Consider the following 24,352-nt stretch of genomic DNA (forward strand, 5'->3'; position numbering starts at 1 on the left):
GCAACCATGATGCGGATCGGTGAACTGGGCAAGAAGGCAGATTGCTTGGTGCAGACCGTGCGCTTTTACGAGTCAGAAGGCTTGCTGCCCGAGCCTGCACGTAGCGAGGGCAACTTCAGGCTCTATGACGAAGTCCATTTGCAGCGCTTGCTGTTCATCCGCCGCTGCCGGGCGAAGGACATGACGCTGGATGAGATCCGTCAACTGCTGAACTTACGGGATCGGCCAGAGTTGGGCTGCGGCGAGGTGAACGCGCTGGTCGACGCTCATATCGCGCAAGTGCGGACCAAGATGAAGGAATTGCGCGCCTTGGAGCGCGAGTTAATGGATCTGCGACGCTCCTGCGATAGCGCCCGAACCTCGCGCGAGTGCGGCATTCTCAACAGCTTGGCCGAGCCCGCCTGAAGCTCGAGCGTGTCATCGGTGCTGGAAGTGATCGGGTCCAGTTCTGAGAGCCACGTGCCGCGCTCCATCATGCGAAAGCGCGCGATTCTGACGTTTTGAGACGGCGTGCGACCGAGGGCGTGGCCCACAGGAGCCAGCGCGAGCCGGACGACCTGCGCGCCGCAATCTCCGCCACCTTACGGGTTCTCCAGGCCAGACCGAGCATCGCGGCGTGGCTGCGCAGGTGCAGGTGCAGGCCAAGGTAGCAGTGCGCCACGACGCGGCCCGACTCATGGGCACGCCACGCAACTCGCGATCGCTTCGCAAGAAGCCGCAAGGCCCGACTCGCGCAAGAATGCGACGTGGGCAAGATCGTATAGCCAGCAGCGCAAGCGTTTGCCGCTGCTGGCCGGCTCCGGAAGGGATAGACAAGCTGCGGGCCGTAGTCCATTGGAAAGTCCATCTTTCTTGAGTGTCACTCTTTGGCGCCCAGCGTGTGCTTTTGCGACCGGAAAGCGCTGAACAAGTGGCCCCCGGGCATCCAGAAATCGCCGTAGTTGACTTGGGCGTCTTCGTGCTCACGCTTGTGATGCCAGCGATGGGCTTCAGCCACCCCGATCAACAATCCCAACGGCCCGACCCGGTATCCCAGATTGGAGTGCTGGAAGGCCAGATGCACGACCAAGAAGCCGAGCCATGCGCCGACGGCCAACCACAGCTTGGAACGCCGCTACTGGCTCAACGGGGAGTGGAAAGGCCGCCCGCCCTCTAGCAAGGCGGCACAAGCGAGCGCGACGATCACTGTGAGTAGCTCCGTCGGAAAAGACGGCCGGCCGGTCGCGAGCTCGCCGAAGAGCACAACCGCAGTGGCGCCACGGATCAGTGGATAGCAGCCATACCGGATGACAGTCGCAATGAAGGGGGCGCATTGGTGCTCATCTGTTCTGTCCTAAAGCTCTGACTGGATTGGAAAACCTTCTAGCTACGGTAGAGTCAAGGGCGTCCGGGAAGACCCTGTGGCAAGTTCGTTGCATCTGCGCCTTGACTCTCCAGCCGCTACAGGCTTCAGCATCCATCGATTTGGAAGGAACAATGCATGGCTGAAAACCACAGAAATCACGAAAACGACGAGTTGGGCCGCCTAGATGCGAGCGATGCGAAGGACCGAAAGATTCTTCTGACTGTGTTGCTGATCAACCTGACGCAGTCCGCCGCCGGCATTGCCCTTGGCATCTGGGCTGGCTCTACGGCGCTGATGGGCGCCGGGTTGGACAACCTCGCCGATGCGTCGGTCTATGCGGTTAGCCTGTATGCCGTCGGTCGTGCGGCAACGGTCAAGGTGGGCGCGGCCCGCTTGTCGGGTTTCTTGCTAATCGGCCTGGCCGCGCTGCTGCTGTTGGAAGTCCTACGCCGCTTCGCTGGAGGGGAAGAGCCTGTCGGCCCAGCCATGATGGCCATGGCCGCGCTGAACGCGGCTTTGAACCTAGTGTGCCTCAGACTACTGCGCCGCCATCGCGGGGAAGATGTGAACTTCAAGGCGTCAGCGATCTTTACCAGCAACGACTCCATCGTCAATGGTGCGATTGTGCTGTCCGGGGTGCTGGTGATGGGGTTCGGGTCGAACATCCCGGATCTGGTGCTGGGCGTCATCGTGGCCGCAATCGCAGCGAATGGGGGGCGGGAAATCCTGCGCGAAGCATCGGAAACAGCTCGCCGTAAGGCGGGCACATAAGGCATGTTTTCGCCCAGTTCATCCCGAGGTTTACCTCTGCAAAAGAGGTAGTCCAGCCTTTGGGCTACGGCCTCGGCTGCAGCCGAGCGTACCATTGGCGATGGCCGCGCGATAGGCGGGCATGCCGTTCTCGACCTCCGTCTGCCGTACAGCAGCGGTGCGCAAGGTTGAGGGTGCATGTCGTCTCTCCTGTTCGTGTGGCCCAGGCCAATGGCCGGGCCGGGACGTTGATGGGCAGGAGAATGGCGCCGAAGGCCCAACGGCCTTCGGCTCGGGAGAAAAGAGGAACCACCCGTGGGCTGATTGGCAGGCCCGGTCGTCGCTAGAACCGTCTGCTCATCAAGCAATCACACCCGGCCCATGTCGTGGCTGGGGCCGGCATCGTCTGGCGCACATCCGCGCACAAAGGGAGCCCGTTTTTGCACCGGCGGGCACCGGCACCGATTACCGCTGACCACGAAGGGTCTCCCGGTGGCTCGTGCAGCCTGGCAAGCCACCGGGAGACCCTTCGCAGAGGGCGGAAGAAACGCAGATCAACAGAACGCGCGTGGTGCGGCTCGCAGAGAAGCTACCTTCAGGTCCCGCGGCCGGGGACGGCTGGGCGGGACGCGCACACGGATCAAGAAGGCGTTGCGCGCTGGGCGTCCCGCAGGGCATGCGGCGGAGTGCGGGACAGGGGCCACGCCGCCGAAGGCGGGCACGGCTCACGGGGAACGGGGGCGGTCAGGAGCCTTTGCGGCCGCTACGGCGCGGGCGCGAGGCGCCGCGCTTGGAGCTGCCGGATTCGACTGGCAGCGTGCCTTTGCAGTCCGGGTAGCGGCTGCACGACCAGAACGGGCCGCTCTTGCCGCTGCGCTGGCGCGTGGGTGCGCCGCACTGCGGGCATGCCGGCCCTTGGGGAACCTTGATGGACAGGGAGGCGCTGCCGTACTGCGCAATCAACTGCGAAATCCACGCGGCCTGCTTGCCGATGAACACGTCCAGGGTGAGCTGTCCGGCCTCGATCATGTCGAGCGCCTGTTCCCAGACGGCGGTGGTGCCAGGGTCGGCAATCGCCGCAGGCACGGCATCGATCAAAGTGAAAGCCGCATCCGAGGCGCGGATGGCGCGCCCCTTCTTCACGAGGTAGCCGCGAGCGATCAGGCCGCCGATGATGTTGGCCCGCGTCGCTTCGGTGCCGATGCCAACCGTATCCTTGAGCTTCTGCTTCAGGCGGGGATCGGACACCAGCTTGGCGACGCCTTTCATGGACTTGACCAACTCGCCTTGCGTGTACGGTTTGGGCGGCAGCGTCTTGAGTGCCTTGAGATCGACGTCGGCCACCTGGCATGCCAGGCCCTCATACAGTTTCGGCAGCGCGGGCAGCACCTGGGCGCGGACCGCAGTATCGCCCTCGCCATCACCGTCTTCGGCCTGCGGCTCGGCGAGCACCTGGCGCCAACCCGGGATGACAACCTGCTTGCCCGTGGCCGCCAGGTTCTGCCCCCCGCACGAAAACTTGGCCACAGTGCGGTCGAACTCGTGGTGAGGGAGGAACTGCGCCAGGTAATGCGACCGGATGAGCCTGTACACGGCCAGTTCCTTCTCGCTCATGGCGGAGAGCTTCGCCGGTTCGAGCGTCGGGATGATGCCGTGGTGCGCCGTGACCTTGCCATCGTTCCAGGCGCGCGAGCGCTGCGAGCGGTCGAGCTGGCCCATGATCGAGCGCAGCGAGGGATCGGTCTTGAGCAGGCTGTCGAGAACGGTGGGCACTTCGGCAAACATGCTCTCGGGCAGGTAGCCGGAGTCCGAGCGGGGGTACGTCGTGGCCTTGTGCGTCTCGTACAGGGCTTGGGCAATCTCCAAGGTTTCCTGCACGTCCAGCCCAAGCTGCTTGGAACACACTTCCTGCAAGGTGCCCAGGTCGAACGGCAGCGGCGGGCCTTCGCGGACACGCTCAGTCTCCACCGACACGACGTGGGCACTGCCCGCAGCGCGGATCTGCTGCATGGTCTGCTGTGCGACCGGCTGCCGCAGGCAGCGGCCTGCGTCGTCGGTGCACGCATCGGGTGGAACCCATTGCGCGGCGAAAGTCGAACCGCCTGCGAACAGGGACACGGCGATGGCCCAGTATGGTACGGACACGAAGCGCGCGATCTCGCGGTCGCGGTCCACAACGAGCTTGAGCGTCGGGGTCTGTACGCGGCCGACCGACAGCACGCCGTCGTAACCCGCCTGTCGCCCCAGCACCGTGAACAGCCGGCTCAGGTTCATGCCCACGAGCCAATCCGCACGGGAGCGCGCCAGCGCCGAGTGGTACATCGAAAGCGTCTCGGCCGAAGGCCGCAGCTTGCCCAGTGCCGCCCGAATGGACGCATCGTTGAGCGCCGACAGCCACAGGCGTTCGATGGGGCCGCGGTAGCCGCAAAGCTCCACGATCTCGCGGGCGATCAATTCGCCCTCGCGGTCGGCATCGGTGGCGATAACCAGGTGAGTCGCCTTCGCCAAGAGCGCCTTGACGACCTTGAATTGCGTGGCGGTCTTCGGTTTGACCTCGACCCGCCAGTGCTGGGGAATGATGGGCAACTGCTCAACGGACCATCGTTTGAGCTGCTCGTCGTAGGCCTCGGGCGGCGCCGCCTCCACGAGATGGCCGATGCACCAGGTGACCGTGACGCCGGAACCGTTGAGGCAGCCTTCACCGCGCTGCGTGGCGCCGAGAATCCGGCCAATGTCTTTGCCCTGGGAGGGCTTCTCGCACAAGAACAGCCGCATATCCGTCCATCCCGATTCCTGTTGTTCATGGAGTTGCTGGGATCGAGGATGCCGAGCGCAGCCCCTGGCAGCAGCAAACAAGCCGCATGCGGCAGCGACCGCTTTCACGCCGATGAAATGGCGAGTGCGGGGAAGGTGCGTGGCCGGAAGTGTGCGGGCCGAGAGCCGCGATTTCCGGGAGCGCGCGTGGAACTCGGTGGACGTTGGTGGAGCTATCCCCTGGGGATAATTCGCAGCGCATGGAGGGCGGCGAAGCACTGCGGCAGCCGCCCTCCATGCCCGATCACTTCCTGCGCTTGGTCTCTTTCGGCGCCGTCGATTCCTGGGTGGCCTGGGGCTTCGGCTCTGCCTCCTGTGGCTTCGGGCTGAGGGCCACAGACTCGATGCGGTACGGCAGGATGCCGACACTGCGCGCGTTGACCTGCCAAGTCTCACGCGGCTGATCTTCGTTGTCCGTCCAGGGGTCGCGCTCCATGCGGCCGACGACCAGCACCCGCATGCCCTTCTGGTAGAGCTGCTGCCAGCGGTCGGCGTCGTGGTGCCAGAGTTCCACCGGCGCCCAGAAGCCGCCGCGGTCCTCGAACTCGCCGCCCTTGGTGGGGACGGGGTTGTCGAAGTACACGTTCAGCCGGAGCAACCGGCGAGGATCGTCGTTGCCATTGGGGAATTCGCGGTACTCGGGAGGCGATCCGATGTTGCCCTCGCCGATGAATTGTGTGCTCATGTTGGAATCTCCGTGGTGGTTGAAATACCCGTGCCTCGTTGGGCTCGGGCGCGTGCTCGGATGGCAGGCGCAATCACCGATCGCGCACTGCGGCAGGAACGGACGCGAGCCGGCGCAGGTAGGTGTTGTCCGCCTGCGCGGCCTTGCTGGCGCATTCCTGTGCTTGCCTGCCCAGGGTGTGCAGCAGGCTGATCTGCATGTTCAGCATGACGCGCTGCAGTTCGATCTCGTGCAGGTCGTGCAGCAGGTTGACCGGCGTGCTGGGGCTCGCCATCAGCTCCTGCCACAACGCCACGCCCATGGCCGATCGATCGTGCTTGCGCCAGCGAAGAAAGGTCGTGCCTGCGCCAGTGGTCTGCTGGGCCAGCTCGACGGGAAGCAGGTGGAAGGGATGCCCGCACGCCTGTGGCAGCACCTGTCGCTGCGCCAGGGCAATCAACTCGTCGCGCATGGCGAAGCACTGGCTGGCCCAGGCCTCGAAGTCCCCTTTACCTTTAAAAGGCTTTAAAAGGCCTTTTAGAGAGGCCGCGTGTTCCAGCCGCATGAAGGCTGGCTGTTCCAGACGACGGAAGTAGCGCGGTTCGCGGTTCGGGTCGCTCATGCCGGTTCGTCCTCGCCGGCGGCTGTGGACTTGGCCTCGGCCGAATCGGCGGCAGCGCCTTCGTCGGTGGGAGATGCGGCTGCGGCAGCGCTATCACCACGCTGTTGCAGACCACGGCGCACGACGGGCGGCGCAAACTTCGAGCGGCGCATGCCTTCGAGCACGTCCTGCGGCAGTTCGCCGAACTTCTCCAATGCTGCCCGAGCTGCGGCGTTCTTGGCCGCGAAGTCGTCGCGGGTGCAGCCCGAGTAGCGGTATTGCTGGGCCAGGCTGAACAGGCTGCGCAGCGCGTGGGCACCTTCGTTGAGCCAGCGCTCCAACGTCGAGCGATCGATCAGCGCGGTGTGGTGGGCGAGGATCAGCTTGCGGGCGATGTCGTCGTAGTCGGCCAGCAGATAGACGGCGGCAAAGCCGAGCTGCGCGTTCACGAACAAGGGGAGCTTCACCGGCTGCACGTTGAGGTTCTCACCCAGGCTCAACGCCGCAGGCACGCCGGCCAGTGCCTGGTCAACCTGCTCGCGCAGCGATTGCAACGTGGTCCTGGTCTGGTCGAGCTTTTCCTCGATGCGCAACATCCACCAGTCGCTGTACGGGTCGTCCTGCTCCGAGCCGCGCTTCATCTTGTTCATCACGGCGATGTAGCCGTTCAGGCCGACGATGCCGGGTCGCCCCTCGGCGGCGGCGCGGCCATGCCAGATGCGCGAGGCGTGGTGGGTGTGAAGCGTCAGCGACATCGCGCTGCGCAAAGAGCCGAGATTGAGTTGCAGAGGTTCGTTGGTTGCCATGGCGTCCGCTCGCTTGGGAAAAGGAGCGGTCAGGATCGGCACGCAACGGAAGGCAGTCAGTCAACAAACCGAAATGAACCGGGACCCGGTTGTCGTGGCAGCGGTGGCCTGTGACACGAGCTATCCCCAGGGGATAGCTCCATCGAAAGCCATGGAGCGCTGCTCGCGCAAATGGTGCGTGCGCTCATGCAACCGACGCCATTACGGCCCCCCTGGACCGAAGTGCCATGCCGTGCCTGTCGGCGTTACAGCTTGTAGTACATCTATCCCCTGGGGATAGCTCTACTGACGGCCATCGACGTCTGCTTCACGCCCTTGTCGCTCGTCGCGCTCAGCTACTGCGCAGAAGGTCGCGCAGCCGGTCAATGTGCTGCCGGGCCACCTCGGGTGGAACCACATTGCGCGGTGGTTCAGGCGGTGCATCTCGTGCAGGGGCAGGTGGCGGTGCTGACCCGGCTTGCTTGGCCCAGGCGTTGAACTCGCCACGGATGGCGCGCTGGATGATGCCGAACAGGTAGCCTGCCGGGTTGCGGATGGTGCTGCCGCGACAGCGATCCGCCCATTCGTCCAGCACGGCCTGGCGTAGCGGAGCATCGACCTGCTGCAATGCCACGATGGCGGCGGCCTGCTGCTCTTCCTTCAAGCCGAGAAAGCGATCAGGCAGGCGAACTCCTGGCATCGCACGCGCCTGCCCACGCTCACGCGCGGTAGTACGTACTTCATTCATACGACTACTACGTACAGTACGGTCCTGCTTCGGATTCCGAAGAGCGCCGTCTGACGCGGGTTTCGGCCCTGCTTCGGAATCCGAAGAGGGGTCATCAGAATTCCGAAGAAGGCTCGGCGCCCCTTCTTCGGAATCGTGAACCCTATCCTTCTGTGGATAACTCTCCTGCGACCCAATGCCCTGGCTCGCGAGGCGTTCGGCAAGGACCTGCAGCCGCGAGGGCAACGTGCGGCCAGACAACAACGGGTCTTCGGCGATTTCCTTGAGGGTGTGCAAGCCCACGACCTGGACGGCCTTGGCCGAATGGCCCAGGGCTTGGCTGACGAGCTCCAAGTAGTCCGGGTCGAGCTGCATCGCCTCGAAAGGCGTCAGGGGCTCATCGTGCAGGACGTAGAGGTTGCCGAGGATGCGCCCGGTCTTGGGGTCACGCCTGCGGCGCACGAGACTCAACCAGCGCGTCAGGCGCAACAGCGTCAGCGCCCGTGCCACGGTCTCGTGGGAGGCTTGCCCGGCGCAGGGCATTGACGCGAGCCACGGGCGAAGTTGCTCATACGTCGGAAACGCCGTGACGCCATCCTCGTTGAGCATCATCCGGAAGACTTGCCAGGCATTGCGTTCCAGCGGCGTCAGGCGTCGGTCGAGGAACAACCGTCGCGGTACGCTCTCGTGCCGATTGCCGCTGAACAGGAAACCGTCGCCGGTTGCGGACGCAGGCGAAGGCGACGGCGCCGATGCGGATGCGGATGCGGATGCGGGAGCCGGCTCGGGCGCGGGCGGGCGAGGTTTTGGCGCAAGGTCTTTCAGCGCGCTGTCGAACAGATCAGCGAGGGCGATGGGGCCTTGGCGTGGTGTTCTTGGTGCAGCGTCATCCGCGGCCATGATTCAGCCCAATCCCTGATCGATCCAGTTCTTGATCGCAGCCCAGACCACCGACAGTGGCAGTGCCATGCCTTCGGCGAGGTCCATTGCCGCATCAAGAACCGAGGTCTCATCCTCCAGCTCGACATTCCTGCTGCTGGTCACGGCCTTCCAGCGCCGCCACAGCTCGGTGTCCTGCTCCTCGTCCAGAACCGGATGGCGCCCCTTGCGTTTGGGCAGGCCGAGAACTTCGCGCCGTAGCGCGACTTCCTGATGCGTCAGTCCGTAGAAGCGGCTCACCATGTCGGTACTGGCACCCAGGCGGAGCATGCGATCGACGGTGGCGATCTCTTTCTCCACGTCCCGCGCCTGTTTGAGCAATCGCCGGAGCACTTCCCGGTTCACGGAGACTGAGCACCAGGAGACGTTGGCATTGGCCAGCACGCTGATCAGCGCCGGATGTTTGAGCGCATCCAAATCTTCCTCACCGAACCCCATCGCCTTGCAGCGGCGCAGTTGCCCGTTGCGCAGGTCGTAGAGCGCCTGCGCGATGACGGCCTGGTTGAGGGGGTTCGGTGCGGACATGCGGGCCTCCCTCGCTCAGGTCCCAGGACCGACAGCGCCGGCTTCCAGATCCAGCAGGCGCCGGGCCAGCCGCAGCAGCCGAAACAGCTTGACCAGCGCGGTGTCGCTCAGTCGCCGGGTCCCGTCGGCATGACGTTGGCCCTGGCCGTGCAACAGCGCCGGCAGGTCGTTGACGAGGTGCCCGCAGTCCAAGCCGACGTCACCGGGCTGCTGACCGGCCAGGGAAACCAGCAGCGCGAGCACGGCACGTGCGAGGGGCGACGAAGCCTGGGTCGGGGCACGACACGCGAACCCGATGCCATCAGAACGATCCTCGACACACGCGTCCAGGTCGGCCTCGCCCGCGATCTCGCGCGCGAACTGCGCGATGTGGATGCGCAGGCGGTCGGGTGTGTCGAGGCCTGGGTCGATATGCCAGATATCCGAGATGGGATAGAGGCCACCGGCCTGCACGGGAATCGACTGCAACACGTTGGCGGAGAAGTCGGGCGGCAGCGCATCGCCCAACTGGTCGGCGACCATGCGTTGGATGGATTGGAGCCGCTCGGTCGTCGGTGCCGGAGAGACGATGTGCTCGGCAAGCCGATCGCCAGCCGCTGCCGCAGGGCGGGCTGCGGATGCCTCGCTCGGGGCCACATCGTCCTGGGGCCTTGTCGGCGCGGCGGCAGGGTGGCCTGCAGAAGGTCCTGCTGTAGCGGGGGACGGTGCCGGTTCGATCGGCGGCCGTGCGATGGCCCCAGGCTCAGGCAATGCCGGCGGCGCCGATGGCGGTGTTGGGTCGCTGACCAGGGCGCGGTGGCGGCTCTCGGATTCGGTCAGGTCCAAGGCGAGCACGTCGTAGTCGATGCCCAGCAGCTCGGACATCTGACCGATCAACTCGTCCTGCACACGCTGCGGGGAGAATTCATCGGCCTGGGCGTCGAACTGCGACAGCACCTCCAGAAAGAAGCTGTCGAAGTCCAGCGGCAGGGAGCGGCCCTTGGCATAGTGTTCCCACGTGCGCTCGCTGGCTTTGCGCATGACCGACAGCCGCTCGACCTGGTGGCGGCCGAGGCCACCATAGAGCACGGTCGGGATCGCGGGCAGCAGGTAGCGCACCGCATCGGCCATGCGGCTGATGTGCGACTGCTGCACGGGGAAGCCGTCGGCGCCCAAGCGGCGGGCCAGCTCGGACTGGCTCAGGGTGGTGCCGCTTTCCGCTTCATAGAACTCGCGGGCTTTCTCGACGCCCAGAGCGCGCTCGATGAACGTGAGGCCGCCGCGCAGTTCGTTCTCGGCGAGATGCCCGGTCAGCGCAACGATCTCTCCGCGCGCAGGCCATGGCCGGAACAGGCACGATATGCGGAAAAAGCGCTCGTCCTTCGTCTCTGCCCAGAGTTCACGCAGGATCGCCAGCCTGGTGTTGCCGCCGTTGCGGATGATGTAGTGCGCCTCGCCAGGACGGCGTGTGATGGCTGGCGCCGCATCCAGGCCGCGCTCTCGAATGGAAGCCTTGATTTCATCGTAGGCCGAGTTGCGCTTTTTGCGGGGGTCGTGGTCGTAGGGTCGCAACTGGTCCAGTGTCACGACCATCGGCGTGTCGGCGATGGGGTCGCTCAGAGCCGTGGCCGATGGGCCGCTGCGCTCGAACCCGGCGGCAAGCAGCTTGCCGGCCATGTCCTGGGAGGTCATCTCAGCCATGGCCGCATCCCTCTGCGTTGGCGGCCCGGGCCATGCGGGCCTCGCGCTCGGCGCGGCGGATCTGCGCACGGGCGTTGAGATCCGCCCGGTAATCACTCGCGGTCGAGCTGGTATAGATGGCGGCGCAGCCGGTCTTGGTGAATTTGAGGTGTCCGCCCCGGGTGCGTTTGACGTGCCAGCCTTCGCTCACCGCGAACTCGATCAGGGCGCGCAGCCGCTTGTGGCCACGGGCCAGTTCATGTGCGTTCGCCATTGGGCCTCCCGGTTGCAATAGAACGTGGAGGACGACCGGACACGAGGGCGAATCTGTCTTGCCACTGCGGGAACAGTTCGCCGGCGAGCGCGCGCATGGTGTCGAGCGCGGCGGGCGCAACTCTGCCCGGTGGCTGGCGATGCTCGACGCGATGCACCGGCAGGCCGCGCGTCGCAGCGCGCGGATAGGCTTCGATGGCCGGCACGTCGGTGCCCAGCACGCATATGCCGGCATGGTCCTGGAACAGGTCGCGCAGCGCCTGCTGGATCATCCGTGCATTCGCGGACACGGGGTGGACGCGATTGATGAGCAGGTGCAGGGATGGCGGTTCGATGCCGAGGTGCCGGTATGGCGCGATGTCCTCCAGCAACTGCATGGTGCCGCGTCGCAGTTCGCGAGCAGCGAGAATTTCCGGGGTCACGGGCGACAGCGCCATGCCGGAGGCGAGCACCGCCATCTCCAGCAGCACTGAGCGCGCGCCCTGGGTGTCGATCAGCACCAGGTCGTATAGTGGCGCCAGCGCCGGCAGCAGATGGCGCAGCCGCAGGCGCCCATCTGGCGCGTGCAACAGCAAGGTGTTCAGTTCACCCCGGTGATCGTTCGAGAGCACCAGGTCCAGGCCCGCGATGATGGTGCGAGATACGAGCTGGTCGAGGGCGCGCTCGTTGAACGCCAGCAGATCGTAGATGCCACCGGGCGCACGGTGGGTCAGTTCGTAGTAGGAGGACAAGGTGGGCTGCACGTCTAGATCGAGCAGCAGCACGCGCAGCCCCGCGTCGGCGGCGAGGCCGCCGAGGTTGGCGGCCGTGGTCGTCTTGCCGACGCCACCTTTCGTTGAAATGATGGATACGACCTGCATGGCGCTCTCCGTTTGGCGATGGGAAATCCGAGGGGAGCGGGTCAGGTGCGGTTGTTGAGGCGTTCGGCGATCCACTGGTCGATCTCGACCGAATCCCAGCCCACGGCGCGCACGCCCAGGCGCAGCGCCTGTGGGAACTGGCGCTTCTTCATCAGGTTGTAGATGTGGGCGCGTTTGAAGCCGGACTTCGCTTCAACTTCATCGAGCCGCAGGATGCGGCGCTCGTGCGGTGGCAGTGCAGGTACTTGCGACATGGCGGTCACTCCTGAACGCTCAGTGGCGTTTGTTGGCGTGACCTCTATTCAATAGACATGGCTGCGGAAAGACACTGCAAATGCAATCTCCGCGACTGCACATACAAGATGGAAGGATTCATGCTGCTGCGCTACGCACATTCTTCTTGGCATTGGCGAACTTGCCGTTCAAGGTTCGCTCTGTGATGCCCATGGTGCCGCCATAGTGGGCAAGCAATGCAGTGACGATGGCCTCCTGCGTCTTGAAGCTGGAATACGGCACGCCCGATGGAGATTGACCCAGCATCAACGTCAGCATGCCGCCAATGATGTTCAGGTACGTGGTCTCCGCCCGGTCACTGATCGCGCACTGTTTGGATGCCAGGAGCACGGTGGACTGCTTAAGCAAGGCTTCGTGCTGCGCTTGCAGTTCGCGCATCTCACGCCGGCCATGGTCCAGCGCGGCCTGCAGAGCCAGCCGTTCCAGCAGGAGCGCCTGTCCTGTTTCCAGGGTGATGAAAGGATGGGCCATGCGCTCGCCACGGCTGAACAGGAATCCCGGCCGATGCTCGGGATAGTGGGTGCGCATCCAGCGTTTCAGATCAATGTGACGAACCGTCAGATCAGGCGAGTCGATCAATGCAGTATCGTGTGCCGTGATGCCGCCTTTCCCGTACGGCAGTTCTCCATTTAGGATTCCGTCGTAGATGCGTTCCGAGTACAGCCGACACTCGTTCCACCGCGGGCAATCCAACATCTGCGGCAGGCACCGCGGTGATGCGATCGAGGCGAGGATCAACGCCTTGTACCGCAACAACCCAGCCCACCGTATCGCAGCCTCGATGGGACGATAGAAAACCTTTGATAATGGTGGTTCCGTGTGCATCTTCTTGTCTCCTTTCGGAAGCGCTACATCACCGGCTCCTTTCTTGCCCCACCAAGGGCGGTTGTGTCGTTATGTCTGTGGCTGATGCCTGGGACGATGCCCTGCAACGTGGGCGACGAGATCATGGCATCGGCCACAGGTGGTCCTGTCTTGCTCAGTGTGCAAGTACCAGCCAGTTGCCGGCCCGTCTAGCAACAAGGAAGAGGTGCGCTCGACAATGGCGCTCACGGCGTCAGCATCATGCGACGCGTCAGGCCCATCAAGACCGATTCGATATGGTCTGATATCCCTACGGTTTCACAAGTCGCGCTGGATAGCGGTTCGTTGCTCTAGCTCCAGATGGGCGTTGAGTAATTCGCGCATGTCATGCATGTTTCTACATCCTGATATATCGACATAGCATCCAGCGATTATGGGCTGTGGCTAGTTTGAGGCTGTTGCGCGTCGCATCTCGGTCCCCAGGCCGGCCAGGCGATGTGAACATGCGCTCCATCTTTCCTCGCTCGTCGCATGTCCTTCATCACGAACAGTCTTGGCTGTGGTGCTCACGGCATCAAATCAAGCGCAGTCTCAACGCTAGATGCTGGTGCTATTGTTGACGCAGGGAGACTTGGGCGTGCCAACGGCGTTGCAGGGGCAGGCCTCTAGGCGCAGTGTGTTCTGCGTCCTTTGTCGCGGGACGGAATGACAGTCCAATCGATTAGATTCGTGAGCCACCAAAATGCCGCGCAGTCGCACGATAAATCGCTCCACCTTTGTTAGGATCGGATATAGACCCATCCGGCTCGCAGCATATAAGCGATCTCGATGATGGCCGAACTGGTCATCACCTGAAGCGGTGGCCGGTTTTCCCTGCCGATTCGATTCAGGGTCGTGGGGCACACCCAGGTGCGGGCGTCCATGTCGGCATGTGCATGGTCAAGGGCGGCCTCGACGGCCTCTGCATTGAGAACGATGCGCAGGTCTGTATCGGGGGCATCACGCAGGAGGTTGACAGCATTCTTGCGTGCGCGCTCCAGTGCTGCCGGCGTCGGCGCATGCAGGATCACTTTCAATGCTTGGTGTTGGATGTCTTGGCTCATGATGGTTTGGGCGTGACAGCGGAAAAGGGATTTGTTTACGGGTTGAGTTGCTGCGAAGCCGACTTCAGGGCGCTCTGCAGCATCTCCTCGATGGAGGGGTGGTAGAACGGCATCGCCAGTAAATCATGGATGGTCTGCTTGGCCTGGATCGCCCAGGCGAGCAGGTGCGCCAGATGCTCGCCTTGCGTCAGCAGCATGCTGGCCCCGAGCAACGCGCCAGAGTCAGGTTTCACGTAGATGCGCAGCAGGTTGTCCTGGGCACCGAGGATCTTCGAGCGCCCGTTGCCACTTCCTTCCGCAATACCGACCACGGCATCTTTCCGCATTGCGGCCTGGTAGGACATGCCGACCGTGCAGACGTCGGGGTCGGTGAACAGGATGGTGATCGGCACGCAACGCGGTGCTCCCTGCCACTGTTCTCCATGCAGGCTCGCCAAGGCGGCCTGGGCTGCCATCTGGCCTTCGTCGACGGACTCATGCAACAACGGGCGATCCGGCTGCACGTCGCCCGCGAAGAAGATCGGTGCGTCCGATGCCCGCATCGTGACGGGATCGATGTTCGGCCGGCCGGCCTTGTCCAATGGGACGCCGGCCGCTTCCAGGTCGAGCGCGTCGATATTGGGTCGGCGGCCGGTCACGACCAGCAGGCGATCCACAAGCGCTTCATGCGCGTCGGTGCGCATGCGCACCTTGTTGCCTGCCAAGGTGACTTCGACGGGCGCGCCCAGCCACATGGGCAGTTCGTCGCCAAATTTCGAACGCGCCCGGGCCTGCACCTCAGGATCTTGAATGCCGGCGATCGTATCCTGTTGGTCGGCACCGATCACCTGCACGTCTAGGCGTGTCAGAGCCAAGCCAAGTTCCAGGCCGATGGCTCCCAGCCCGAGAATCCCCAAGCCCTGCGGCAGTTGCTCCTGCTCGAACAGGGTATCGGTGGTCAGGATGCGGAAAGCGACGCCATCGAGCGGTTTGGGGATCACCGGACGCGAGCCCGTGGCTACGATGAACGCCTTCGCCTCGATGCGCTGGTCGCCAGCTTCCAAGGCGCCTGGCGCGACAAAGCGCGCCTCGGCCATGATCAGGCTATTTCCGACCGCCTTGCGTATGCGCTCCGCAGCACCGCCGGCCAGGGCATCGCGTGTCTGGCGGGCATGTGCCCACAGGGCCTGCGGTCCGTGCGCCAAGAGCGTGGCGCCTGCGGGCAACTTCTTGGCCGTGATCCACCTCATCCCCGCATGCAAAACAGCCTTTGACGGCATGCAGCCTACACGCGCGCATGTCGTCCCCAGCGGTCCATGGTCGATCAGGACGACCTCCTTGCCTGCCGCCTTGAGCGTATTAAATGCCGCGACGCCGGCGGTTCCAGCGCCGATGATGGCGATATCTACTTTCCTTGTCTGCATTGAAAATCTCCGTCCACAATCAACCAAATATCGAATTTTTAGCCAACATTGCGCATCAGCATGAGGGCCGCCACGGCCACGCAGGAGATCGAGAACATCCGCTGGAGCAACCTTGAGGGAATCCTCCGCGCCAGAACGCGGCCAAGCGACATACCCACGAGCGCCGCGAGAACGAATGTCCATGCGGGCGCGGTGAGCGTCAGGCCGTGGCTCCACGCGATGAACACGGTCACGGCGGACAGCAACGCAATCACCATGAGCGAGGTCGCAACGATGCTGTGCATGCGCAGTTCGCTGAAATGCGCCAGGGCCGGGACGATGATGAATCCGCCGCCCACGCCCAACATGCCCGTGGCCAAGCCGGACATGACACCGATGCTTCCCAGCATGGTCGCTGTTCGCAGGTTCCAGACAAAGCGGCCGGTGTCCTTGGAGATCTTGCAGATCCGGGCTTGCTCGTCGGCCAAAGCGTCCTCGGTCTGGCTGCCGCGTGAGGACATGAACATCCGGTAGGCCACCACGAGCATGATGGCGACGAAGATCAGGTTCAGCCATCGAGGCGAAAGCCAGTGGGCAAACTGCACGCCCAGCGGAGCCGTCACGGCGCCAGCAGCCGCCAGCATCATCGCTGCCTTATACCGAACAACGCCCTGGCGCAATCCCTGCAAAGCGCCCAGGGCCGCTGCAGCGCCCACGGCGAGGAGCGCCACAGGCGCGGCATGACGTATGTCCATGCCCAGACCGAACACCAGCGCCGGCACCGCGAAGATGCCGCCGCCGGCACCGGTCAATCCCAGCACGGCTCCGCTGATGAGGCCCAGCAGTCCACCCGTCAGCAAAAGCATGGTGAATGATCCTTTCCACTATTTCCCGTGAGCAGCCTGGGATGCGGTCTGCGAGAAGCGGCCATCAAGTTCGGCGACTCTGCGGCTGATTCAGCGTGGTCCCAACACTTCACCCAATTGAGCCCCTTGTGGCATGCCGTTATATTTCTTGAGAACCCCATTGGGGCCGCGGACAACGATGCCGGGCGTTCCCCGGAAGCCTGTGTTCATCATGAGTGCCAGGTTGTCATCGAGGATCTTGCGCACATCGGCAGGCACGGTCTTGGCTGGCGCAATCCCGCCCTGGCCAAACTGCCGCTCGTTCGTCACCAGTGCCGCTGTCCGGTCAGGCGCGCCAAGAATAGCTGCGGCTTTGGCCGGGCTGTCATCCTTGATGATCCCTACCAGAATGTGCCGCAACTGGACCTTGCCGGAATCCACCCAGGGACGTGCAGCTTCCCAGAAGGTGTGGCAATAGGGGCAGTTTGCATCGCTGAAGGTATAGATGACGCGCGGGGCGTCTGCCTTGCCGTCCAACACCCAGGTAGACGATTGGAGCTGCGACCATTCCTTGTCGCTGACCGGCTTGGCGGCCAGCTTTTCCAGGTCCGCTTCGTCCATCGGCTCGCCCTTGGCGTTCAGGCGAGTTCCCACGATGGCATTGCCATCGCTCGTGATGTACACGGCAATGGGCCGGTCACCTGCGACTGCGGCGAAGGCGCGCAGTCCGCCACCGACCTTGAATTCCTGCGTGACGGTCAGGCCCTGGCCTTCCAGCACCTTGAGGACGGGCGGCTTCTCAGCGGTTTCTGCCTGGCTGCAACCGGTGACCACCATGAAGCTGGCAGCCAGAAGGAAAGAAATGCGCGAGCGCTGTGCAGACATAGTTACTCCTTATCTGTCTTGATCTGTTGGGATGGCGCGAAACGGCGCGACACCGTGTGTTTGAGGCTGGCCATCGAGAGTTCGCCCAGGTGTGTATCCACCAGACGCCCGTGCTCATCGAAGAACAAGGTGGTGGGCAGGCCTCTCGATGCGACGGCCTGCATGGTCTGGGAGGCCGGGTCGAGCAGTACGTCCTTGAGTTGCAAGCCCTGGGTTTCAAGGAAGGCGCGCGCCTGCTGGGCGCTCTCTCCTTGGTTGACCATGACGAAAGCGATATCGGGATACTGCACTTGCGCCTGCTCGAACACCGGCATCTCTCGACGGCATGGTGGACACCACGAAGCCCAGAGGTTGAGCACGACTGGCCGCCCGGTATAGGAATTCAGGACGACAGGTTTTTCGTCGAGCGTGGCGAGTGTCAAGGCCGGCAATGGCGGCGCGGAGCGCTGCAACAGATCAAGCACGCCACCTGCGGCAAACCAGGCCAAAAGTCCGGCTGTAACTCCCACCAGGACAGGGCGGCGCAATGCCCGGATTGAACGGGTGCGCCACCAGACGAACGCCAGCGCTGCCAGCACACCGACCCACCAGGAGAAACCTTGGTCGCCGATGAAAATCATGGACATGGGCGACTGCGCGTACTCGTCCCACCATTGCGCGATGTAGCCGATGCGAGCCGCCACAAACCCCACAAACATTGCGTCCAGCAGCATTCCACTGGCCGCCTTGTACGGCGAGTCGGGCAAGCGCTTGGCAACCATGCGCGCTACCGCCCAGGCCAGCAAGACGGCTAAGAAGACGGCAACGAGACGGACGGAGAATGGACCTATGCTGATCATCAGGAACCTGCCTTGTCCAAACGCTCCAAGAAGGCGCGGGCGTCGATCTCGCCAATTACGCGCAGATCCCGGCGTTCCGTGCCGTCCGGGCCGACCAGAATGAGCGTGGGCGGCCCCATGACACCCCAGCGCTTGAGCAGGGCCTGGTCGGTCGCGTCATTGCGCGTTACGTCCGGTCGCACGACCTGCATCCGGGCCAGTCGGGACGCGACGGTGGGGTCGCCGAATACGTTTCGTTCGATCACATGACAACTGACGCACCAGTCGGCGTAGAAGTCGATCAGCGTCCATTGGCCACGCGAAGCGGCCTGCGCCAAATGCGCATCGACGTCCTCGACCGATTTCGCCTGCACGTAAGCGACACCGGCCGCAGCCGGTGCTGTCGAAGTCGATTCACCGCGCAGGTGTGCCAGCGGCTGCAATGCCGATTCGCCGCCAGAGGCCGCGCCGACCAGCATCAGGACGGACCACAAGCCAGCGAAGATTGCGCCGGACCGCAGCGTCCATGCCAGCCGATGCTTCGCTGCCACGGCCTGTCCCCACGCGATCAGGCCAATCGCCACCGACAAGACCCACGCTCCCCACAGAACCAGGCTGACCGTGCCGGGCAGGAAGCGTGAGAGCATCATCACGGCCATGCCCACCATGACATAGCCGAAAGCCACGCGCACGCGGTCCATCCACGCGCCAGGCCGCGGCAGAACCCGGGCACCGAACACGGCAATGGCCAGCAGGGGCAGTCCCATGCCCAAACCCAGCGCGAACAAAGCCATTCCGCCGTAGACCGCGCTGCCGGTCTGCCCGATGTACAGCAATGCGCCTGCCAATGGCGCGGTCATGCAAGGCCCGACCAGAAGCGCCGAGAGGAAGCCCAGCACCGCCGCGCCCGTGATGCTCCCGCCCGATTGATCTCTGCTGGCGGATCCAACCCGATTCATCAGCGCCGAGGGGATCTGCAGCTCGAACAGGCCGAACAGTGAACTCGCCAGGACCAGGAACAAGGCTGCAAACGCGCCCAGCAGCCAAGGCGACTGCAGTGTGGCCTGCAAGTTGGCGCCGGCCAAGCCAGCGGCCACGCCCACCGCTGCGTAGGTACCCGCCATCGCCAGGACATAGGACAGAGAAAGGAATAAAGCCCGCCGCGGCTTGGCCTGGCTGCCTACGACCATCGTGGAGACGATGGGGATCATCGGTAGCGAGCATGGTGTGAAAGCCAGCAGCAACCCGAAGCCGAAGAACAGCAGCGTTCCCCATACGGGACCTAGCGCTGCAAGCCGCTGCGCTGCTACTTGATCCTCGGCCATCTCGGCAGCGCCGCCCACGCTGCCTGTAGTGGTGGGTGCCGCGGCCGAACTCGCCTGTACCGAGTCATCGCTGGCCGGGGATGCTCCGGCCGCCACTGCCGCCACTGCCGGCAATGCCACATTCATGGTCTGCGGCGGATAGCAGATACCTGCTTCCGCGCACCCTTGCCAGTGCAGTGTCAGCGGGCCGGGGGCAGCGGCGGGAAAGCGCAGATTGAGCGCGTCGCCCGTATAGATTTCCGTGTCGCCAAAGAACTCATCGTGTTTGGCCGTTCCTGCCGGCAGGGTTAGGCTGACCTCATGGCCTTGCGCGTTGACCAATTTGACGGCGTGGCGATAGACGTAGTAGCCATCGGCAACACGCCCCGCGGCCGAGAATGAATCACCCTGCTGCTCGACAGGCTCCAGCTTGAAGACTTCAGCAGCATCCAGGAATTGCCGATCACTATTGCCCCAGGCGGGAAGAAGGCCATCCGCCCACGCACTGCCAATCGCCAAACAATAAAGTAAAAGGACTGCAAGTGCGCGTCGATAAAAAGCCAAATCGAATCCTCCAAGCAAAGCCGCCTGGATGATGCACTGACTCGATTAAGCGAGACTAAAGTGCCGCGATGGCATGTTCGTTCGCTGACGGGAGACGGCTTCAACATAAGCTATTAGTCGAAGCAAAATGATCGAGAGCACTCGCTGGAGCATCTTTGGGGAGTCCTCCGTCAGAACGCCGCCTAGCGACATGTCGAGTGTCCCCGGCGGGCCGTGCGCAGGGTATTGTCGTCAGTCCGGTCTCACGCTACTCGCGTCCACTGGCGATGCGCGAATTCCATTTTGTACTGGGTAGAGAAACGCTCTCTCTGAGTCGCGATGCCACATTCAACGGGACGTCAGAAGCCAACCCATGCTGGCGCGGGTTCCTGCCGTTGCCCCAACGAAAGAGCTGGCATTTCTGCGCCGCCGTCAATCTCATGTTCCCCAACCACACCTCGCTCGTGTCCGACTTCGAGAATCAACTTGGAGCCTTCGTCAGCGCCATGAGCCAGGAGGACACCATCGGCCAGATGCAGGTGTTCACGCGTCAGCGGCACCCTCATGCATCATATCGACAGTGCCGACCTTAAAGACACCGATATTGACGGCGACGAAATCGTCCTATTCGATGGAGGCAGCGCGCGCGGTGACGGCTGGAAGCACGTTTTTTCTGACGTCAAGCCTTCGCCACGAACTGCACCGCCAGCATCTCGCCCGTGACACATACCTCACCATCTGCGCTCAGCGTCAGATCGATGACGGCCTTTCGGCCTTCCAGTGAGCGCAGCGTACCCTCGATGAGCAGTTCAATGCCCAGCGGGGTGGGCCGCTTGTAGTCCACTTTCAGTGAGCCGGTGACAAAGCGGATGGGTGCGCCACCGTCGCCCAAGGCGCGGCCCTGTGCCCGGTACGCAAAGGCCGCCGCAGTGGCGGTACCATGGCAGTCCAGCAGCGAAGCCAGCAGGCCGCCATAGACATTGCCTGGGTAGCCACCGCTGTACATCGCCGCCGGCGTAAAGCGCGCATGGGTTCGCTCGCCTTCAATGAAGCTTTTGAGGTGAAGCCCATGCGGGTTGGCCGATCCGCAGCCGTAACAGTGCGCGAATTCGGCGGGGTAATGGTCCTGGATAGCGTGCATATCGATCCTGGGTTGGGTAGTAAGAGGCCTGAAGCTCGACGGTTGTTCCAGTTTTTTGGGGCCGCCTATGGTGACCATGTGATCATTACGGCGACCATCGTTGTCGCACCGCGCTTGAGCTGTTGACAGCCTACCTATGGGTAGGTAGTATTGCAAGAAGTGCAATTATAAACGAGGGAAAGATATGGCCGCCGGCACACGCGAGGCTCTGCTTCAAACTGCCGAAACCCTGATGCGTACCCGAGGCTATACCGCGTTCAGCTACGCTGATCTCGCCGAAGCGGTAGGCATTCGCAAAGCAAGCATCCATCATCATTTCCCGACCAAGGAAGACTTGGGGCAAGTGATCGTCGAGGCCTATCTTGTCCGCCTACGCATCGAGCTCGAACGAATCCACATTCAGCATCGCCACGTCATCGGCCGTCTGGAGAGCTTTTTTCAGATTTTCAGGTCCAGTGCCGATGGTGGTCTACTGCCTCTTTGCGGCGCGCTTGCCGCCGAGAGGGCTGTATTGCCGCCGAAGCTGCAACAGCTGACGCATCAGTTCTTTGACATGCAGTTGACTTGGCTGACCAGGATACTGAGCGAGGGCATCGATCTTGGGGAAATTACCGAGGGCAGCGGAGCCAAAGATAAGGCTTTTTTGCTGCTGAGCCTTCTGGAAGGTTCCTGCTTCATTAACTGGGCCACCAAGGGAAAAGCGCCGCTGAACCCAAGTGTCATTCAAGTGATCGCCCAACATGCTTGAGAATACTGTGTTCACCTCCAGAAGGGGATAGATGCAGCCCCTTTTTTTAACCCGAAAACCTACCTACTGCATGGTAGGGTGGGATGATCCGACGGAGATACTGATGAAAACAGTGAACGTGGAAGTGTGGTCCGACTTTGTATGTCCGTGGTGCTGGATTGCAAAGAAGCGCTTTGACAAAGCGGTTGCGTCGCTGGCCGGGCAGGTTCAGGTCGTGGTGACCAACCGAGCCTATCGCCTTGGAAGGGGCGTGCTTCCGATGGACTACAAGAGCATCCTGCACCAGAAACTTGGCGGCGCCGCGGCCGCGGATCAGATGATGGCGGCGGTCAGTGCCAATGGGCTTGCGGAAGGCCTCGTCTACAACTTCGACACCATGCGTTTTGGAGACACGACGCAAGCGCACGCGCTGATCAAGCACATTAACGAGCCACTGATCGCTGAGCGGCTGATGGAGCGTCTGTACAAGGCTGCCACCACCGACGGACTCGATATTTTCGATCGGGATGTGCTGATTTCGTTGGCCAACGAAGTTGGCGTTACCGACACGTCATTCGACCTTGAATGCGTTCTTATCTTTGCCAAAATTCGACGCGACGAGACCGAGGCAAATCGCGTTGCCAATGGTGTGCCTTTGTTCCTGTTCAACGGCAGCGTTTATGTGTCCGGAGCGCGAGAGGTCGGCGTCTTCGAGCGAGCCATTCTGGATGCTGCGCGCCAGGCGCCCGAAGAGATGACCGGTGCCGGCGAAGGCGAGAGCTGCGGCATTGATGGCTGTTCCCGATAATTCACCACTGCAACTCTTGTCGTAGCAGTCGACTGAGGTCAAGCGGTGCCCTTCGGCATCGCGCGTCAACACGCGTAATTAGATGGGAATGGGTTTACGGTTGCGTGAGATGCCGCCTGGCACCGACGCGCATGTGTTTGAGAAGACATCCACAGTAAGGAAAAAATGCAATGGCGACGAATTTCATACTTCCTCCCGATCCGACCGCTGAACAGATCGGAAGTCAAGTCCAGGTCATGAAGCAGGCGCAACTCAGGTCGGGGCCACCTTCGATTGGGGTTCGCAAGGATCGTATCAAACGCTCGATCGACATGCTGCGCACTCATCGGGAAACGCTCATCGACGCCGTGAACGCCGACTATGGCACCAGAAGCCGGCATCAGACACTGGTCGCGGATATTCTTGCTCCCATCGAGTCACTGCGCTACAACCTTGAGCATCTCGAAGCCTGGATGAAGGCGCCCACACAAATCGAGCCGTTCCCAGGCGTGAAGGCATGGGTCGAATATCAGCCTCTCGGCGTAGTGGGCATCATCAGCCCGTGGAATTTCCCAGTCCATCTGGCAATTGGGCCATTGGCTTCCGCATTCGCCGCCGGCAATCGGGCCATCATCAAACCGTCTGAACTGACGCCGCAAACGTCGGAGGTGGTAGCTGATCTCATCTCTCGGTACTTCGACAGCGACGAGCTGACGACGGTAAAGGGCGGCCCGGAAACCGCGGCGGCGTTCAGCGCCCAGCCGTTTGACCACCTTATTTTCACCGGCAGCACACAAGTAGCTCATCATGTGATGCGCGCGGCGTCGGAAAATCTGGTTCCGGTCACGTTGGAGTTGGGTGGCAAGTCTCCGGTCGTCGTGGGACACGACGCCGACCTGCGCTGCGTCGCCGAACGTATCCTCACGATGAAGACGTTCAACGCCGGCCAGATTTGTCTGTCCCCCGACTATGTGTTGATCCATGCGAGTCGTGTCGATGAATTCGTCGGACAGGCGAAGGCCACCATCGCACAAATGTATCCAACGATGCGCGATAACCCCGACTACACCGCAATGTTGAATGTTCGCGGTTTCGAGCGCCAAGTGGCGCTCGTAGAAGACGCACGCAGCAAGGGGGCAAAAATCGCAAATCTCTCGCCGGCAGGCGAAGATTTGTCAGACGTTGGCCTCCACAAAATGCCGCCCACGCTGGTCGTCGGTGCCACCGATTCAATGCGCGTGACTCAGGAAGAAATTTTTGGCCCGGTCCTGCCGGTCATCGCGTGTCAGACTCTCGACGAGGCCATCGCCTACATCAACAAGCGTCCTCACCCGCTCGCTATCTATCACTTCAGCGAAGATGAAAGTGAGCGCGCGAAAGTCGACGCGCTGACCTCATCAGGTGCCTTGATTGTGAACGATGCAGCGACGCATGTGCTCATCGACGCGTTGCCCTTCGGGGGCGTCGGCGCATCGGGCATGGGGCACTACCACGGCGAGTACGGGTTCCGTGCGTTTAGTAACGCCAAGCCCGTGCTGCTGCAAAGCGCAGGCGGGGAGTCCAATCTGCTGATGCGGGCGCCCTATTCGACAGAGCTAGAAGCTACGTTGAACGGAATGATTGACGCTTAGTACGATCTGATTAGCACAAATTTTTCAGCTCTTCCCCCTGTGGGAGGGCCTCAGCTCCGACGGCCGGCCGCGAAAGTCCGTCTGGGCTGAAGCCCCTCCCACAAACGGTGGCTCTTTCTACGGGGTTTTCCGTTCCTCGCTGAAGG

The 24,352-nt window shown here is 62.8% G+C and carries 26 protein-coding genes; 5 read left to right on the forward strand and 21 right to left on the reverse strand.

Annotated elements, in window-relative coordinates; translation table 11 throughout:
* Positions 1 to 6: 6 nt before the first annotated feature.
* Positions 7 to 405 carry a Cd(II)/Pb(II)-responsive transcriptional regulator gene (gene cadR, locus DES41_RS25740; RefSeq protein WP_003098965.1) on the forward strand — a complete coding sequence of 133 codons (399 nt, stop codon included), beginning with the start codon at positions 7 to 9 and terminating at the stop codon, positions 403 to 405.
* A gap of 67 nt (positions 406 to 472) precedes the next feature.
* On the opposite strand, the gene DES41_RS39260 is transcribed toward cadR, so the two are convergent.
* Positions 473 to 847 carry a DUF3703 domain-containing protein gene (locus DES41_RS39260; RefSeq protein WP_011516992.1) on the reverse strand — a complete coding sequence of 125 codons (375 nt, stop codon included), beginning with the start codon at positions 845 to 847 and terminating at the stop codon, positions 473 to 475.
* A 12-nt stretch (positions 848 to 859) separates the two neighbouring features.
* Complete coding sequence (locus tag DES41_RS39265) at positions 860 to 1,096, reverse strand: sterol desaturase family protein (protein WP_003098970.1); 237 nt, start codon at positions 1,094 to 1,096, stop codon at positions 860 to 862.
* Between the two features lie 384 nt (positions 1,097 to 1,480).
* On the opposite strand from DES41_RS39265, the gene DES41_RS25750 reads away from it, so the two are divergent.
* On the forward strand, positions 1,481 to 2,116 hold the full coding sequence (locus tag DES41_RS25750) for a cation efflux transmembrane domain-containing protein (RefSeq protein WP_003098972.1): 636 nt from the start codon (positions 1,481 to 1,483) through the stop codon (positions 2,114 to 2,116).
* 723 nt (positions 2,117 to 2,839) lie between these two features.
* Here the strand turns inward: DES41_RS25750 and DES41_RS25755 are convergent.
* The 19 genes from DES41_RS25755 to DES41_RS25845 all read right to left on the reverse strand — a co-directional run bounded on the left by DES41_RS25755 (position 2,840) and on the right by DES41_RS25845 (position 21,061).
* Positions 2,840 to 4,870, reverse strand: a complete 2,031-nt coding sequence (locus tag DES41_RS25755) for a DNA topoisomerase III (protein ID WP_003116834.1) — start codon at positions 4,868 to 4,870, stop codon at positions 2,840 to 2,842.
* 283 nt (positions 4,871 to 5,153) lie between these two features.
* The gene (locus DES41_RS25760; RefSeq protein WP_003098976.1) at positions 5,154 to 5,594 is read right to left on the reverse strand and encodes a single-stranded DNA-binding protein; all 441 of its coding nucleotides are present in this window, start codon (positions 5,592 to 5,594) and stop codon (positions 5,154 to 5,156) included.
* Between the two features lie 73 nt (positions 5,595 to 5,667).
* The gene (locus DES41_RS25765; protein WP_003098978.1) at positions 5,668 to 6,195 is read right to left on the reverse strand and encodes a DUF3158 family protein; all 528 of its coding nucleotides are present in this window, start codon (positions 6,193 to 6,195) and stop codon (positions 5,668 to 5,670) included.
* Positions 6,192 to 6,980, reverse strand: coding sequence for a PFL_4669 family integrating conjugative element protein (locus tag DES41_RS25770; protein ID WP_012112316.1), 789 nt, complete (start codon positions 6,978 to 6,980; stop codon positions 6,192 to 6,194). The genes DES41_RS25765 and DES41_RS25770 overlap by 4 nt, the downstream gene beginning before the upstream one ends.
* Positions 6,981 to 7,311: 331 nt before the next feature.
* Entirely contained in the window at positions 7,312 to 8,586 is a 1,275-nt protein-coding gene (locus tag DES41_RS25775) for an STY4528 family pathogenicity island replication protein (protein WP_114470485.1), read from the reverse strand.
* Positions 8,587 to 8,589: 3 nt separating this feature from the next.
* A complete protein-coding gene (locus DES41_RS25780) occupies positions 8,590 to 9,150 on the reverse strand; it encodes a DUF2857 domain-containing protein (protein WP_114470486.1) in 561 nt (186 codons plus the stop codon).
* Positions 9,151 to 9,165: 15 nt separating this feature from the next.
* Positions 9,166 to 10,830, reverse strand: a complete 1,665-nt coding sequence (locus DES41_RS25785) for a ParB family protein (RefSeq protein ID WP_114470487.1) — start codon at positions 10,828 to 10,830, stop codon at positions 9,166 to 9,168.
* Positions 10,823 to 11,083 carry a hypothetical protein gene (locus DES41_RS25790; protein ID WP_114470488.1) on the reverse strand — a complete coding sequence of 87 codons (261 nt, stop codon included), beginning with the start codon at positions 11,081 to 11,083 and terminating at the stop codon, positions 10,823 to 10,825. Before DES41_RS25790 ends, DES41_RS25785 begins: the two co-directional genes overlap by 8 nt.
* Complete coding sequence (locus DES41_RS25795) at positions 11,067 to 11,942, reverse strand: ParA family protein (protein ID WP_114470489.1); 876 nt, start codon at positions 11,940 to 11,942, stop codon at positions 11,067 to 11,069. The genes DES41_RS25790 and DES41_RS25795 overlap by 17 nt, the downstream gene beginning before the upstream one ends.
* Positions 11,943 to 11,983: 41 nt before the next feature.
* Entirely contained in the window at positions 11,984 to 12,196 is a 213-nt protein-coding gene (locus DES41_RS25800) for an AlpA family transcriptional regulator (protein WP_114470490.1), read from the reverse strand.
* A gap of 118 nt (positions 12,197 to 12,314) precedes the next feature.
* A complete protein-coding gene (locus tag DES41_RS25805; protein WP_114470491.1) occupies positions 12,315 to 13,061 on the reverse strand; it encodes a hypothetical protein in 747 nt (248 codons plus the stop codon).
* A gap of 758 nt (positions 13,062 to 13,819) precedes the next feature.
* Positions 13,820 to 14,143 (reverse strand): DsrE family protein, encoded by a 324-nt coding sequence (locus DES41_RS25810; RefSeq protein ID WP_114470492.1) that lies wholly within the window; start codon positions 14,141 to 14,143, stop codon positions 13,820 to 13,822.
* A 35-nt stretch (positions 14,144 to 14,178) separates the two neighbouring features.
* The gene (locus DES41_RS25815; RefSeq protein ID WP_114470493.1) at positions 14,179 to 15,546 is read right to left on the reverse strand and encodes a dihydrolipoyl dehydrogenase; all 1,368 of its coding nucleotides are present in this window, start codon (positions 15,544 to 15,546) and stop codon (positions 14,179 to 14,181) included.
* Positions 15,547 to 15,584: 38 nt separating this feature from the next.
* Entirely contained in the window at positions 15,585 to 16,391 is an 807-nt protein-coding gene (locus DES41_RS25820) for a sulfite exporter TauE/SafE family protein (RefSeq protein WP_114470494.1), read from the reverse strand.
* 90 nt (positions 16,392 to 16,481) lie between these two features.
* Positions 16,482 to 17,255 carry a thiol:disulfide interchange protein DsbG gene (gene dsbG / locus DES41_RS25825; RefSeq protein WP_114470495.1) on the reverse strand — a complete coding sequence of 258 codons (774 nt, stop codon included), beginning with the start codon at positions 17,253 to 17,255 and terminating at the stop codon, positions 16,482 to 16,484.
* Positions 17,256 to 17,257: 2 nt separating this feature from the next.
* Positions 17,258 to 18,094, reverse strand: coding sequence for a TlpA disulfide reductase family protein (locus tag DES41_RS25830; RefSeq protein WP_114470496.1), 837 nt, complete (start codon positions 18,092 to 18,094; stop codon positions 17,258 to 17,260).
* Positions 18,094 to 19,941: a protein-disulfide reductase DsbD gene (gene dsbD, locus DES41_RS25835; RefSeq protein WP_114470497.1), complete on the reverse strand. Its 1,848-nt coding sequence runs from the start codon at positions 19,939 to 19,941 to the stop codon at positions 18,094 to 18,096. Before dsbD ends, DES41_RS25830 begins: the two co-directional genes overlap by 1 nt.
* Before the next feature lie 338 nt (positions 19,942 to 20,279).
* Entirely contained in the window at positions 20,280 to 20,486 is a 207-nt protein-coding gene (locus tag DES41_RS39905; RefSeq protein WP_211333077.1) for a hypothetical protein, read from the reverse strand.
* Positions 20,487 to 20,599: 113 nt separating this feature from the next.
* Positions 20,600 to 21,061, reverse strand: coding sequence for a PaaI family thioesterase (locus DES41_RS25845; RefSeq protein WP_114470498.1), 462 nt, complete (start codon positions 21,059 to 21,061; stop codon positions 20,600 to 20,602).
* Between the two features lie 184 nt (positions 21,062 to 21,245).
* Between DES41_RS25845 and DES41_RS25850 the strand changes: the two genes are divergently transcribed.
* From DES41_RS25850 to DES41_RS25860, 3 genes are all read left to right on the forward strand, one after another.
* On the forward strand, positions 21,246 to 21,809 hold the full coding sequence (locus DES41_RS25850; protein WP_114470499.1) for a TetR/AcrR family transcriptional regulator: 564 nt from the start codon (positions 21,246 to 21,248) through the stop codon (positions 21,807 to 21,809).
* A 103-nt stretch (positions 21,810 to 21,912) separates the two neighbouring features.
* Positions 21,913 to 22,596, forward strand: coding sequence for a DsbA family oxidoreductase (locus DES41_RS25855; protein ID WP_114470500.1), 684 nt, complete (start codon positions 21,913 to 21,915; stop codon positions 22,594 to 22,596).
* Positions 22,597 to 22,766: 170 nt separating this feature from the next.
* Positions 22,767 to 24,206, forward strand: coding sequence for a coniferyl aldehyde dehydrogenase (locus tag DES41_RS25860; protein ID WP_114470501.1), 1,440 nt, complete (start codon positions 22,767 to 22,769; stop codon positions 24,204 to 24,206).
* Positions 24,207 to 24,352: the final 146 nt, after the last annotated feature.

The organism is Pseudorhodoferax soli (assembly GCF_003337555.1).
Taxonomy (GTDB): Bacteria; Pseudomonadota; Gammaproteobacteria; order Burkholderiales; family Burkholderiaceae_C; genus Pseudorhodoferax; species Pseudorhodoferax soli.

Coding starts and splice junctions, on each gene's coding strand:
- cadR (WP_003098965.1), top strand. CDS start 7: ATGATGCGGATCGGTGAACTGGGCAAGAAGGCAGATTGCTTGGTGCAG.
- DES41_RS39260 (WP_011516992.1), bottom strand. CDS start 847: ATGGACTTTCCAATGGACTACGGCCCGCAGCTTGTCTATCCCTTCCGG.
- DES41_RS25750 (WP_003098972.1), top strand. CDS start 1,481: ATGGCTGAAAACCACAGAAATCACGAAAACGACGAGTTGGGCCGCCTA.
- DES41_RS25755 (WP_003116834.1), bottom strand. CDS start 4,870: ATGCGGCTGTTCTTGTGCGAGAAGCCCTCCCAGGGCAAAGACATTGGC.
- DES41_RS25760 (WP_003098976.1), bottom strand. CDS start 5,594: ATGAGCACACAATTCATCGGCGAGGGCAACATCGGATCGCCTCCCGAG.
- DES41_RS25765 (WP_003098978.1), bottom strand. CDS start 6,195: ATGAGCGACCCGAACCGCGAACCGCGCTACTTCCGTCGTCTGGAACAG.
- DES41_RS25770 (WP_012112316.1), bottom strand. CDS start 6,980: ATGGCAACCAACGAACCTCTGCAACTCAATCTCGGCTCTTTGCGCAGC.
- DES41_RS25775 (WP_114470485.1), bottom strand. CDS start 8,586: ATGGCCGCGGATGACGCTGCACCAAGAACACCACGCCAAGGCCCCATC.
- DES41_RS25780 (WP_114470486.1), bottom strand. CDS start 9,150: ATGTCCGCACCGAACCCCCTCAACCAGGCCGTCATCGCGCAGGCGCTC.
- DES41_RS25785 (WP_114470487.1), bottom strand. CDS start 10,830: ATGGCTGAGATGACCTCCCAGGACATGGCCGGCAAGCTGCTTGCCGCC.
- DES41_RS25790 (WP_114470488.1), bottom strand. CDS start 11,083: ATGGCGAACGCACATGAACTGGCCCGTGGCCACAAGCGGCTGCGCGCC.
- DES41_RS25795 (WP_114470489.1), bottom strand. CDS start 11,942: ATGCAGGTCGTATCCATCATTTCAACGAAAGGTGGCGTCGGCAAGACG.
- DES41_RS25800 (WP_114470490.1), bottom strand. CDS start 12,196: ATGTCGCAAGTACCTGCACTGCCACCGCACGAGCGCCGCATCCTGCGG.
- DES41_RS25805 (WP_114470491.1), bottom strand. CDS start 13,061: ATGCACACGGAACCACCATTATCAAAGGTTTTCTATCGTCCCATCGAG.
- DES41_RS25810 (WP_114470492.1), bottom strand. CDS start 14,143: ATGAGCCAAGACATCCAACACCAAGCATTGAAAGTGATCCTGCATGCG.
- DES41_RS25815 (WP_114470493.1), bottom strand. CDS start 15,546: ATGCAGACAAGGAAAGTAGATATCGCCATCATCGGCGCTGGAACCGCC.
- DES41_RS25820 (WP_114470494.1), bottom strand. CDS start 16,391: ATGCTTTTGCTGACGGGTGGACTGCTGGGCCTCATCAGCGGAGCCGTG.
- dsbG (WP_114470495.1), bottom strand. CDS start 17,255: ATGTCTGCACAGCGCTCGCGCATTTCTTTCCTTCTGGCTGCCAGCTTC.
- DES41_RS25830 (WP_114470496.1), bottom strand. CDS start 18,094: ATGATCAGCATAGGTCCATTCTCCGTCCGTCTCGTTGCCGTCTTCTTA.
- DES41_RS39905 (WP_211333077.1), bottom strand. CDS start 20,486: ATGAGGGTGCCGCTGACGCGTGAACACCTGCATCTGGCCGATGGTGTC.
- DES41_RS25845 (WP_114470498.1), bottom strand. CDS start 21,061: ATGCACGCTATCCAGGACCATTACCCCGCCGAATTCGCGCACTGTTAC.
- DES41_RS25850 (WP_114470499.1), top strand. CDS start 21,246: ATGGCCGCCGGCACACGCGAGGCTCTGCTTCAAACTGCCGAAACCCTG.
- DES41_RS25855 (WP_114470500.1), top strand. CDS start 21,913: ATGAAAACAGTGAACGTGGAAGTGTGGTCCGACTTTGTATGTCCGTGG.
- DES41_RS25860 (WP_114470501.1), top strand. CDS start 22,767: ATGGCGACGAATTTCATACTTCCTCCCGATCCGACCGCTGAACAGATC.